Annotated in this window: 11 protein-coding genes; 5 read left to right on the top strand and 6 right to left on the bottom strand. The window is 51.5% G+C overall.

Annotation, left to right across the window (positions count from 1 at the left end):
* Positions 1-8 precede the first annotated feature (8 nt).
* From AB7D48_RS14325 to AB7D48_RS14350, 6 genes are all read right to left on the bottom strand, one after another.
* Positions 9-941, bottom strand: coding sequence for a helix-turn-helix domain-containing protein (locus tag AB7D48_RS14325; RefSeq protein ID WP_427980401.1), 933 nt, complete (start codon positions 939-941; stop codon positions 9-11).
* A gap of 975 nt (positions 942-1,916) precedes the next feature.
* On the bottom strand, positions 1,917-3,425 hold the full coding sequence (locus AB7D48_RS14330) for an aldehyde dehydrogenase family protein (protein ID WP_427980403.1): 1,509 nt from the start codon (positions 3,423-3,425) through the stop codon (positions 1,917-1,919).
* Positions 3,426-3,475: 50 nt separating this feature from the next.
* Positions 3,476-4,213 carry an SDR family NAD(P)-dependent oxidoreductase gene (locus AB7D48_RS14335; RefSeq protein WP_427980405.1) on the bottom strand — a complete coding sequence of 246 codons (738 nt, stop codon included), beginning with the start codon at positions 4,211-4,213 and terminating at the stop codon, positions 3,476-3,478.
* A gap of 120 nt (positions 4,214-4,333) precedes the next feature.
* Positions 4,334-4,828 (bottom strand): acyl-CoA thioesterase, encoded by a 495-nt coding sequence (locus AB7D48_RS14340; protein ID WP_427980407.1) that lies wholly within the window; start codon positions 4,826-4,828, stop codon positions 4,334-4,336.
* Between the two features lie 122 nt (positions 4,829-4,950).
* Positions 4,951-6,099: an FAD-dependent monooxygenase gene (locus tag AB7D48_RS14345; protein WP_427980409.1), complete on the bottom strand. Its 1,149-nt coding sequence runs from the start codon at positions 6,097-6,099 to the stop codon at positions 4,951-4,953.
* Between the two features lie 71 nt (positions 6,100-6,170).
* The gene (locus AB7D48_RS14350) at positions 6,171-7,409 is read right to left on the bottom strand and encodes a hypothetical protein (RefSeq protein ID WP_427980411.1); all 1,239 of its coding nucleotides are present in this window, start codon (positions 7,407-7,409) and stop codon (positions 6,171-6,173) included.
* An 82-nt stretch (positions 7,410-7,491) separates the two neighbouring features.
* Between AB7D48_RS14350 and AB7D48_RS14355 the strand changes: the two genes are divergently transcribed.
* The 5 genes from AB7D48_RS14355 (at position 7,492) to AB7D48_RS14375 (ending at position 12,746) form a co-directional block, all read left to right on the top strand.
* On the top strand, positions 7,492-8,391 hold the full coding sequence (locus AB7D48_RS14355) for a VOC family protein (protein WP_427980413.1): 900 nt from the start codon (positions 7,492-7,494) through the stop codon (positions 8,389-8,391).
* Positions 8,392-8,398: 7 nt separating this feature from the next.
* Positions 8,399-10,099 carry an AMP-binding protein gene (locus AB7D48_RS14360; protein WP_427980415.1) on the top strand — a complete coding sequence of 567 codons (1,701 nt, stop codon included), beginning with the start codon at positions 8,399-8,401 and terminating at the stop codon, positions 10,097-10,099.
* Positions 10,100-10,120: 21 nt separating this feature from the next.
* Positions 10,121-10,867: a maleate cis-trans isomerase family protein gene (locus AB7D48_RS14365; protein WP_427980418.1), complete on the top strand. Its 747-nt coding sequence runs from the start codon at positions 10,121-10,123 to the stop codon at positions 10,865-10,867.
* A 161-nt stretch (positions 10,868-11,028) separates the two neighbouring features.
* Positions 11,029-11,814, top strand: coding sequence for a TetR/AcrR family transcriptional regulator (locus AB7D48_RS14370; protein WP_427980420.1), 786 nt, complete (start codon positions 11,029-11,031; stop codon positions 11,812-11,814).
* 482 nt (positions 11,815-12,296) lie between these two features.
* Positions 12,297-12,746 (top strand): hypothetical protein, encoded by a 450-nt coding sequence (locus tag AB7D48_RS14375; RefSeq protein WP_427980423.1) that lies wholly within the window; start codon positions 12,297-12,299, stop codon positions 12,744-12,746.
* The last annotated feature ends 114 nt before the right edge of the window (positions 12,747-12,860 follow it).

The following is a 12,860-nucleotide window of genomic DNA, read 5'->3' on the forward strand; positions in this document are numbered from 1 at the left end:
TTATACCCTTATTCTTCGAGCGGCGTATCATTGCTGCCATGCCTGCTCTCCTGGCGGAATCTTAGAGGTGTCTGTCCTGTCAGTTTACGAAAGTTGAGCGTAAAATGGCTCTGGCTGGAGAAGCCGACGGCAAGCGCAATCTGCACGATTGGCAGATCGTCTGCCAGGAGCATCTCTTTTGCGTGATGAATGCGCCGTTCGATTAAATACTGGTGCGGCGCTTTTCCGGTTTCTGCTTTGAAGACTTCTTTAAAATGGTAAACGCTGAAGTCAGCAACTTGAGCAAGGGTGAGGAGGCTCATGTCCTCGGCCAGATGATCCTCGATATATTGAGCGACACGGTTGAGGCGAACTGCGTTCATGCCACCGGAAAAGTGAGGGGGCTCGGCGTGGTTGGCCCCATAGGTTCGAGACAGATGGACGACCAATGCTGTTGCTAAAGCTTCTGCATAAACAAGACCTCCTGCCCCATTTTGGCGCAGCTCTTCGCGCCATGATTCTGCCATGCCGGCAATCACTTGGTCTTGGATACCAATATTGGGCTTGAGTTGTATGGAACTATTGCCGAAGATGTCTTCTAGGGTACGTCGGACGAATGATTGGTCTATCGCGAAAAACAGCATCCGCGAGGGCCGGTTCCAGCGCTTATAAATCAGTACGTCGGAAGGATGAATCTGAATTATTCCAGTGTATATTTCCGTTTTCTGTATTTTAGAAATACCATTTGGCCGCCAATCAAGATCAAATGGGACATCTTCATTGATGAGAACAGAGTGCTGAATTGTACCGATCAAGGTCCCGTCATTGGAGCGGTGCCGGTAGAATCCAAATGCAATAGAACCATAGGTTAGTCGTTTCACGATTTCGATATTTTTGGATAGGCTGGAAATGCCTGTGAAATCAACAAGTTCCGGTGGAGAGGAAGCGAACAGCGGCGACACGATTATTCCTATTCAGAACAATTTCATTGAAGTCAAGAAGAAGGGCCTTTGGGTTACATAAATATATGTATCGTAGATCCTGTTTTCTAACTCTTCTTCGAGTAACGGCTCTATAGCCAATCCATTGCAGTTATCATGATAAGGAGAGATGCAATATCATGGGTAGCTCTCAATCCGGGTGACCAAGAGGGTGAGTCGCCACGCCTGAGGGTATTCTTCTCAGGTTTGATCTGACTCGTGGCGGATCGAATCTGTCGTCCAAGCCCTGCGTCATGCGGCAAGGCGCAAGCTTGTCCGCATGGTTGAAAAGCGCAAAGGCATGTGCATCTGGACAATCGGTGACGCCGTCACGCTGCGTGTCGTTGCCAGTAGCCGGACCAGCTCCGGCTAACCGGCGGAGAGTGTTCGTTCTTCTGTGTACAGCTGATTTTATCCAGAGCCGATATTGATGATCTCTCACCGTTTAACTTCAGCAGAACGGGCTCTCCACCAGACTTCCTGGTCTTCGAAAATCTGTCCTGCCACCTGCGACGGTAAACCCTAACCTTCCTTCACTCCGTGCTGCAAAATTCGAGTTTACCGTATCATTGCTGATTGGGATCGTAAGTCGGGTAGCAAAATTTGCCATCGGCGGGCCACCTAACGCGAGGCCTAGTGGGGCGCTATCACGTCCAGCCGCCCAGTTTGGCACCCCATGGTGGCAATTCCTTGAATCGCTTGGCGAAAACCCACGGCCTACACTGAGCCTCAAGGCAATAAAACTGACGCGTCAAGACCAGGAGCTGCAGCAATCAATTGGTAAACCTACCAAACACTGGGTAGCGACTGTGAATGCGGCTAGACACTCACCCGCAGACCGGACGGGTACCGGCTACGGCTTGCGGGCGAGTGGTGATTATAGCCGTATCTCCTTCTGTGTCTCCGACTTCTTGCTCCTCTGCTGAGTGGATCTCTGGGCATAATTTGGCGGTCGGATTAGGTTTGGTCGAAGGCGCCGACTAGACCATCATCGAGATTGATGATGACGCTTTTCGTAAGAGTATAATGATCGAGTACTTCACGTCCAAACTCACGCCCGAATCCACTCTGCTTATAACCCCCGATGGGCATGCCGGTCATGAAATTATAATAGCGGTTAATCCAGACAGTCCCAGTCTCGAGCGCACCTGCGATACGATGGGCTTGCGAGATATTCTTCGTCCATACGCCGCCACCGAGGCCGTAAACCGAGTTATTTGCAGAGCGGAGCATTTCCTCTTCGTCAGACCAGGCATGGACTGTCGAGACCGGACCAAAAATCTCTTCCTGTGAAATACGGCTATCCTCGCTTGCCCCCGTGAAGATGGTTGGTTGAATATAAAACCCTCGATCGAGACCTTCCCCATTTGCCTGGGCGCCGCCCAAAACGACCTTGGCACCGTCTTCACGGCCGATCTCAAGATAACCCATCACTTTATCGAATTGCGCCTGTGATGCCATAGCACCCAGTTGTGTCTCGGGATTCATCGGATCACCGATCCGAACCTCCCTTAGAATAGATTGGAACTTGTCTAAAAATTTGTCCTCAACTTTCTTGTGCACGAACACGCGTGAACCCGCGAGGCAGACCTCGCCCTTATTAAGCACGACTGACATTGCCGCGCCTTCTGCCGCCGCATCGATATCAGCATCCTCGCAAATAATATTTGCTGACTTCCCGCCAAGCTCCATAGTCTGTGGGATAATGTTGACCGAGGCATATTGGATAAGCTTGCGTGCCGTTGGCCGAGAACCGGTAAAAGCAACTTTTCGAACCCTAGGGTCGGTTACCAGAGCCTCCCCAACATCTGGTCCATAACCACACAGCAAGTTTACAACACCCGGTGGAATTAGATCTGCCATTTCCCTGAAAAACTCCATGACCGATAAACATACGATCTCAGAAGGTTTCATGATGATCGTATTGCCGGCAGCGAGAGCTGGGGCCAACTTGGAGGCAAGCATGATCATCGGTACATTCCAGGGAATAATCTGCGCACATACGCCAAGCGCCTCACGGTGGATGATGCCAAGTGCACTGCCGTGCTTCATTGATCCGCCATGAAGATCCCAGGACATGCCAGAAAATAATAGAAATTGATCGATCGCCATCGGCATATCAAAATGGAGGGCCTCCATGATTGGTTTACCATTGTTGAGCGTTTCGAGCACTGCGTAATCATTGATGCGCCGCTTCAGGCGCTGCGCGATCTCGTAAAGAATCTCTTGGCGCTGGCCGGGCTTCGTGCGCGACCAGTTTGGAAATGCGGCATGTGCGCTTGCTACCGCGTGGGCGGTGTCTACCTCGTTGCTCGCCTGGATGGTGGCCAGTGGCAGGCCCGTCGCAGGGTTAAAGAGGGAGATCATTCGTCCGCTTGTACTTTCAACCCACTCACCATTGATGTAGTTTCCATAGCTCTCGAGATGGAGAGGTACATTAGCGCTCGCTTTTGCTATCGTATTCATGGTCGATTCCCCTATTTTGCGCCTATGAAAGCGTATTTTTCAATCTAGCGTTAGGAAACTTTGTACATCCCTCCGTCGGCGACAATAGCCTGTCCGGTTACGAAGGTCGCGTCATCGCTCGTCAGAAATAGGATTGGCCCCACAATATCACTGGGTTCAGCAAATCGCTTGATCGCTTGCTGCTCCCAGACCGTACGGATCATTTCGTCGGGCATTCCGCTTGTACCTGGTGTTTTAGTAATCGCCGGGAGAATGGCATTGACCGTGATTTTGTCCTTGGCTAGGTCGTTGGCAAGTCCACGCACAAAACCGATGACACCCATTTTGGCAGCCATATAGTGACTTAATCCGGCAAGCGGTGTTCCGATTGAGTTCGAGGAAGTGTTAACGAAACGGCCCCATTGATTGCGTCTCATGAGCGGTACAAAGGATTTTGCCGAGTAGAAATGTGCATCAAGGTTAACTCGTAGAGTCTTCGACCATATTTCGTATGTCAAATCGTCAATCTCCGCGAATGGATAGATGCCCGCATTGTTGACAACAATATCAGCACGACCGTACCGTTCATCGGTAAGCCGAGCAAATTGTACCCAGCTCTCTGCATTGCTAACGTCACCGGTCAAGCGCAGCGGGTTGCCGCCGATCAGGGATGCCGTTTCTGCCGGATCTTCCAGGTCAACGAGAACGACCGTCGCTCCCCTCTCAGCCAAGCGAATGCAAATCTCCTGTCCAATCCCCTTCGCGGCACCCGTTACCAACGCGACCCGGCCTTCATGTGTATTTTTCATGTACTCTCCCCCATTTGGATGTTTCAATGTTAAAGAAGCGCTTTATTTCTTCTGAACCGACCTTGACGAAGCGCCTCGTTGGTAGGTGCGGTAGAAAACCATCTCCTATCGAGATAAACTTCAAGCTTCCTCTGAAGCTCGACATATTTCTTGATATTGATACAACCGATCTCGCAAACATTTAGGTAAATCTACAGAGCATCTTCGTTTTTGATCGTACGCGATCGGTGATAGGGTACCAACAAACGTGACTAACCCGTCCCCCCCTACACCTACGATTTTAATCGTAAACATCCGACGTCGAATCTCCGTTACGTCGCATCTCATATCGAACCGATCACCCGCACGCATCATAAGACGGAAATCAAGGGTCATGCCTCGCATTGGTAGCTCTACAGGGAGCGGCTGATCGAAGAGCACTTCTCGTAGCCAGCTCTGCGCAACGATGAGATAGTCGGCGAAGCGTGGCGTGTAGACGATGCCGGCAGGGTCACAGTCGCCAAAGGCAACTCGCTTACGGACAATAACCGGCACGTTCGAGATCAGCTCCTCGTTTGCGGCTGGGATGGTTAGATTTCCAAAAGTTTGATAACTGGAAAGCGAATTGTCACTCATGCCGAATTTGTTTCTAAATTTTCACTGTGATGATCGACGGATAAACGATGAACTATGCGTTATGCCAGTTGTCTTATCTGCCGCCGATTCCGTCTGTATATCAGAGAAGCAATGATAGCCTTTCATGCGGAGAGCGCAGCTTGCGAGCCGACACGTTCAGCATAAAGCGCGCTGAATTGAGGGCTTTCTTCTGCAAGCCTGCGTACTGTCATGATGCCCGTGCGTACCGCGTAATCGTGTGCAAAACGATAGATATCCATACTCATCTTGGCAGCCATATCCTCATACCAGGCAATACTGGCCGCAGCTGCCTTATTAAGCTTGTTGCGTATTGGAGCTCGTTCTGCTTCGTATGAGCTAAATAATGTTTCGATATTGGTTTTTTTTTGGCCGAAAGCATACCACAACGCAATCGCGTCCTCCATGGCGAGCCGGGTACCAGAACCGATGGATGGATGTGCTGTGCGCAATGCGTCGCCAATGAGCACAACTTTGCCGAAATGCCAACGATTATTCTCGACCAACCGATAGCGCTTCCAATTTGACCGGTTATTAAGCAATTTTTGGCCGCCCAGTGTGGTTTCGAATAGACGCTCGAATAGGATTTGTCGGTCCTCATTGCTCATTTCAAACATGCCTGAGCTGTACCAGGTGGCATTATCGACCTCGGCAACGAAGGTGCTCCGGGTTGGTGTATAGCGATAATGGTGACCGCAAAAGGTTCCCTCTGCATTCTGTTTGAATGTCAAAGTGTGCGCGGGGTAGGCGTGGTCAACACCGTACCAGGCGAAAAAATTTCCTAAATCTTTGACCCGCGTACCGAATGCATCATAATACCGATCGCGTAGTATGGAATTAGCGCCGTCGGCACCGACCAGCACATCGCAATCTTCGAATAAATCGAGGTCTACAATGCGCTGCTCATACTGAATCGGGATGTCAAGCTGACCGCAAGCTTCTCTTAACTCACGCAACAAAGTCAGACGCTCGATTGCGGCATAACTACTGCCATCGATTACGACTCTTTCGTTATTTTTTACGATATGCTGATCATCCCATTTTTGCATTCTGGACGAAAGGCGCTCGATCAACTTGGCATCACCCAATGAAAGATAATGAAGGGCTCGTCCAGAAAATACGACGCCAAATCCAAATGTTGCCTCTGCCGGATTTTGCTCGAATATACGGATTCGATAATGCGGAAAATCTCGCTTCATAAGGTAGGCAAAGAAAAGACCCGAGGGCCCGGCACCAACAATATCGATTTTCATCTTTCGTCCTCACTACGATGCTTTAGCTATTCTTCATCGCCGCGGTAGATACCGTGGCCCTTGTCACCGTGTTAGCCCCACATTTCGCGGGTCCAGCGGACAATTTCCGCTGCGGCATCGTCACGACCTGGGCGCTCTTCTGGCTCTAAGGCACGGCCATGATGGTCGCCACGGAAACGTGCACGGACTTTCGCGCCGCTGACGATCGCTGCAAATATCGCCTCCCCGTCAGACGGGAACACCGTGTTATCACCAGTATATTCGATCTGCAAACAGGGTTGTTCGACGTTGGTCGCTGTCGTGAATAGATCTGCGCGCGAGCTTAGCCCTGACCATGTCGAAAGCCATGCTTCCGGCGTGCAAACACGTCCGAATCCAGGGACGCCGTAATTAGTATCAATGGGGTTTTTACCCCAGACGGATCCAAGCTTGCGCTCGGAAGGGTCAAGTGAAAGGTCCCAGCAACGCAGATCGGCATCAGTTCGCCATACCGTCAAAAGCCCACTGACGGCGCCTAGCCGTGCGTCTTGCAGAGAACCGCCCGCCTTTGCACGCTTGCGCGCCTCCATCCGCTCTTCGATCATCTTGGAGGCTAAGGCATCAAGACGAGCTACCCGCTCTCGCTGTGCTAGGCGATAACGCTCAACAAATGCGGCCGGGTAAGATGAGCCTTTTGAACCTGGCTGAAAGCCATTTTCGGGATTGAGGAAATCGAGATCGGGGATGGTTGCCAGCGGATTCTGCTCATTTTGTACCGCCGGATCGATGCAGCGCATGAGGAGTTGGCCCTGGCCTGGATGCGGCGAGACGAAGATCATCCCGTCCGCGACGGGCATTTGGGTTGTCGCAAGTGGTACCGAACGACCACCCGGTGTTCGCGTCAAGCGGCGCTCCGCAGCAAGCAGGGATTGTTGATTATATAAGCCATAAAGGCTTGCGCCACCGGAATTCCCGATCAGGATAATTCGTTTGAACCCTTGCGCGTGCAGAAACCCGGTTCCTGCGGCGGCATCAATCACGGCAAATTCATGTTCGAGCCGCATATCCTGACCGACCGACCTGGATGTCTGCGTCCAAACCGCGAAGCCTGCCGCGACCAATGCCGGCACCAGATAATGAGATGCGAGGAATTCGCGAGGATGCATGATACAGAAGACAGTATCCGCCCCCCCAGAACGGTAAAGGATACCCGTTACCGCCGCTCCATCTTGCGTGGCGAGTGGATGGATGGAGATCTGAACACCAGGTGGAAGGGCCCCCATGGTCCAGCCAGCGTTACGAAATCCTGCCGTTGCAACCTTCTCGGACATCTCAGCTCCTAGTCTTAGTTTGACAATACTTGACTCAAATGACCAAAAACTGTCAAGTATGACGAAGTGGAGGAATAATGTCATGCAAACCAACAATTCCCGTACACCCGATCCGCAAGCCGCACAGTCCCCTTTAAGATTGAACGGAGTTGATCATAGCGCCCGCCCCACCTGGAAACTTGAGGAAACCGTCCATTTCTATCGGGATATTCTTGGATTACCGCTTGTTCATGCTATCTCAGCACGCGGCTGGGGGCCGGCGACGCACCCGGACTTCCTTCATTTCTTTTTTGATAGCGGCAACAACAGCACCATCGCTTTCTTTTACTATCTCAAACAGCCCGTTCCTGCGTCTGCCGAGCGCGCACCGGCCAAGCCTTGGCCCGAAGATCATGTGTTTGACGCAACCCACACCGCTTGGCTGGTCGAAAATGAGGCCGACCTTGCCCGTTGGCGTAAGCGTTTGGAGGGGTTCGGTATTGAAGTGTCGGTCGATGTCGCTCATGAGGTGATCGAATCCATCTACTGCCGGGATCCGAATGGCTATTTCGTCGAATTTACCCGTAAGTTGCGTGACCTGAATACGATTGACGCCGTGGATGCAGCCGCAACGATTGAGGCCGGGATTGCGGTTGAACGCGAGGCTGCCGCCAAGGGAGAGCGCATCAAAGCCATCGATGACGTGTGGAGCCGCAAGGGGCAAACCTCGTCTGGCACGAATAATGAGCGCGGTGTGGTCACTCTTCGCATTCCCAATGTACCTGAGTTCGCATCGATCATTGCGGCTGCGCGCGACCTTCCTAACTGCGAAGTAGACATCTCTTCAGATGGATACCATAGGATTCGCTCAACCAGTCCCCTAAGGTTCGATCGCCGAACTCTTGGGCTGAAGCCGGCGGTCTGGTATGGCGTCCCGACAGGCGGCATCGTTGGGCGCATAACCCGTTTTGATCGGGACACGTTAAGCATTGAGGCGGGTTAACAGAACGATGGCTAGCGGAACAAAAAAAGCCGTAGGCTCGGTGCTGAACCGTCTGCCGGGCGTCGTCTATTCACGGCCGGAGGACGTTGCCCAGTGGATTAGCAACGGGTCGTGGTTTGACATGACCGTTGGTGATGCCTTACACATTCAGGCACAAAGGCAACCAAACTCCCCGGCATTCATCAGCGATGAGCGTTTACTTAGTTTTGCGGAGTTGGATATTGAAAGCGACCGTGTAGGCGCTGCTTTGCTCAGCCTTGGACTGCTACCGGGAGACCGTGTGGTCGTACAGCTTGGCACCACGATCGAGACAGTTATCACAGTTACCGGCCTTTATAAAGCAGGGTTGATACCCGTTTGCGCGATACCGCAATATCGTGAGATCGAGATCCGTCAGCTTATTACATTGTCAGGTGCCCGTGCGCACATTGTTCAATGTGACTTTAGCAGCTTTGACCTCGCGGCCTTTGCTGATCGCATGAAGGGAGAACATTCTACGATTGAGCATGTCTGCATTTTGCGCGGTTCTCGGCCGGAAATCGGTGCGGATCTTATAGCGCTAGCGTCAGCCATTTCGCCGAAAGATGCGCGAGCATACCTAGTCGATCTGCCGATTGGCTCAGGCGACGTGCTAAGCTTCCAACTATCGGGCGGCACAACCGGTATCCCCAAGATTATTCCGCGTTTCCACGGTGAATATCTCGCTCACACTGTCGCCGGCATGCGACAGTTTGGTTTCGGGTGTGAGGACAGGATGATCTGGCCTCTCCCGCTTCTGCATAACGCGGGGCAGGTATATGCAATGATACCTCCGCTGGTGCTTGGCTCTTCCACAGTCATTCTCCCTAAGCTGGACATCAGGCAGTTGCTTGCAACAATCGAGCGCCACCAAGTGACGCATGCTATCTCGATCGGGCCAGTGGGGGGGCAGATCTTGAACTACAAAGATCTTGCCGACCACAACTTGAAGAGTCTGCGCATGTTCGCGACAATGAGTGGAGCGCGAACGCTTGAGCAACATCTAGGCGTCCCTTGTGTTAATCTTTATGGCATTACCGAGGGATTGCTGCTCGGCAGTGCACCGGAGAGTGCTGCGGCAATTCGACATGAGAGCAATGGCTTCTCCGGGATCCCTGACGACGTAATTAGACTCGTCGACCCTGTAACTGGCTCCGAAGCTGCTCCCGGACAAGACGGCGAACTTATTTTTCGAGGACCCTCATCTCTCAAGGGCTATTATGGCGCGCCGGACGCAACCGCCGAAGTTCTGGACAGTGACGGATTTTTCAAATCCGGCGATATCATGCGCCATGTCGAGGTAAAGGGACAAATAGGCTACCACTTCCGGGGACGGACGCGAGATAATGTGAACCGAGGTGGCGAAAAAATCGGCTGCGAGGAGGTTGAAACGCTCGTTGCTCGTCATCCTGATGTCGCAGAAGCTCGTCTCGTTGCTATGCCGGATCCAATTTTCGGCGAAAAGGGTTGCATCTTTATCATTCCCCGGCCCGGAGCCGAGGCGCCGGGCGTTTCCGCGCTTGCTGGATTTTTGGTGGCCCAAGGCCTTGCAAAATTCAAATGTCCCGAACGCGTTGAGAGGATCGACATTTTTCCAGTCACTCGCGTCGGAAAGTTGGATCGCATGGCTTTACGGAAAAGAATAAGAGAATTGCTTGAGGCCGAATCGTCTGCTCACCGCGGAAACTAATTATTTAGGAGTTATCTTGCCGTGCAAAATTTCCGTATCGGGCAAATTGTACCCAGTTCTAATACGACCATGGAAATAGAAATCCCCGCGATGTTGCGCTCACGCGAAGGGATTATTCCAGAAGAGCGTTTTACCTTTCATTCGAGCCGAATGCGAATGCACAAAGTTGAATTGGAAGAGCTCCGAAAGATGAATGCCGAGGGAACCAGATGCGCCGCCGAGCTGGCCGATGCGCGTGTCGACGTGATGAGCACAGCTTGTCTCGTGGCGATCATGGCGATGGGACTGGGCCATCACCGCGTAACCGAGATGGAGTTGGCCGCAGCCGCCAAAGAAGCGGGTGGCCCTTGTCCAGTTATGACGTCGGCCGGTGCGCTTATCGAAGGCATGCACATCCTAGGCGCGAAGCGCGTGGCACTTCTGGCTCCCTATATGCGGCCTTTGACGCAAAAGGTAGTTGACTATATAGAGGCCGAGGGAATTAGCGTAACCTCATGGGATTGCTTTGAAATATCCGATAATTTGGAAGTCGGCCGCCGTGACCCATTGCGTCTATTAGACGATGTCATGCGGCTCGATACACGAGGTGTTGATGTGGTCATTCTATCGGCCTGCGTACAAATGCCCTCATTTCCTGCGATTCAGCTTGCTCAAGACAAGCTTGGAACTCCTGTGATCTCAACGGCCGTCTGTACGACGAGAATTATGCTCGACAAGCTCGGACTAAGGCCGTTTGTCCCTAACGCCGGTGCGCTGTTGATGGGATGATGGGCCGGTAGTCCTCCCTGCCCATAGTAAGACTTAAAAGTTTCAGATTTTGGCCGCTTGTGTTAACCAATGAGTTGGAGAAGATGTTGAACTGCCGATTGGTTTGAAACTTTTGGCGACTAATCCTTGCCCATATCAAACCTATGCTCCATCATCCACTAATGACCAAGCCCAATACCAAATCCAGCCGTGCAAAGGTTGTTGCTTCCCAGACGGATGCGAAAATTGCATCCCCAATAAGTAAATCTGGTGGAGACCAGAGCAATGGTGCGCGGACGGCGCTTATCAAACAGTCTGCGCTCGACACCGCGGCTCGGATCTTTGCTGAAAAAGGTTACCGCGGAACAAGCTTGCGGGACGTGGCCGATGGTCTTGGCATCAGCCGACCAGGATTATATTATCATTTTCCGAGTAAAGAAAAGTTAATCGAGGCGCTGGTGGAGGAAGTCACGGTCTCCAGCCAGCGGCAATCTAGCGCAATCGCAGAGCGTTCCGAGCTAGAGCCTGCAGAGGCCCTGCGCTTGGTAACTCAATCACACGCCAAATGGATTCTTGAGCACAGGTTACTGTTTAAGGTCGTCGATCGTTCCGAAAGCGAGTTACCAGCACGACTTTTAGGAGTGCACTCCACTGCTAAACGGGCGGTACTCGAGAATTTCACAAAGATCATCGATCGTGGCATCGACCGTGGGTTATTCCGCCCCATAAACGCGCGTGTCGCCGCGTTCTCTATCATTGGCATGTGCTCTTGGACGGCCTGGTGGTTTAAGCCAGATGGCAAACTCGTAGTGGAAGAGATCGTGCAAACTCTCGGAGATATGGCCCTTGCATCAGTTTTGCGTAGGGATCCTTATAGAGAGCGAAGTGCCGATCCGATCGACGGGTTACGTATCTTAAGAGAGGATATCGACCATCTTGAGCGGTTGATCCAAAAACCGAACCGATAGAACATCGGTTCGGTTTTTGGGTGCGTTCAAAACATATCCGGATATTTCCATTCGGTGTATTACTGTGTCGTGGCCGTCGCGAGCCTTGCTATGACGTTTCATGATGCTGCAGAGATCTCTTACCTAAAAGGCAAATCGGTGCCGACAGATCATACGATGTGTAGCGTCAACAGGACAGCTTGGCTGTAAGCTCAATGAATTCACCTTCTGGTCGCTAGTAGTCAGCCAATAATGGAATCTCTTCACTTATATTAAATCGATACGAGCATCGACTATGCGGTGCTTCTGATTTTGCAGACTATTGTTTGTATCGGGCACAAAAATCAAAAATATTTTCATGTCAGGCAAAATTACCCTTGATAATCTGACATAAATGACGAAAAACAATCATCCAAGTCAAATTGTCAAAAGCATTCCCGAACAAAGAGAATGCTAAGCGAATATCGTTTTACAAAACGTCAAGAAAAATCGGGGGAAACCAGATGAAAAATATAAAATACGGGGTTGGAAAATTTTCCTCATTACGTTTTAGATTCGTGACGCTATTTGTGCTGTGCACAATTAATGCAATGTTCGCAGCAAATGTTGCCAACGCAGAGGAGTTATGGGACCAGCAATTACGTGGATTGTTTCTAGGAGCGCCGGCAGGCGTCCTGCCACCGCCGGGACTCTATGGTGAACTAGATAATTACTATACTTCTTACAGTTTATACGGATCGCCTACTGGCGCCGCTCAAGGTTATAGCCCTGGTGATAAGGTGCCAAATACGCATCTCACCGTGCTAGTTGAAGTGCCAATTCTTATGTGGGTTTCACCATGGCATTTTCTCGGAGCAAGCTATGCCGCCGCGATTAGTCAGCCTATCGTCTATTCATCCTACCAGCTTTTGCAGCACGAATTCGAAGGAGGAGGAGGCAATCTAGTGTCCTGATTCGGAATTTGTCTTCATTTTGGGCATTTTTGTGAGGGACCGCAGGCAGAAGCGTTGAATTGAGGCGAGGATATCGTCGGCGCTCTTGGTCCATCTGAACGGCTTTGGATTGGC

The sequence above is a fragment of the Acidocella sp. genome (assembly GCF_050253495.1).
Taxonomy (GTDB): Bacteria; Pseudomonadota; Alphaproteobacteria; order Acetobacterales; family Acetobacteraceae; genus Acidocella.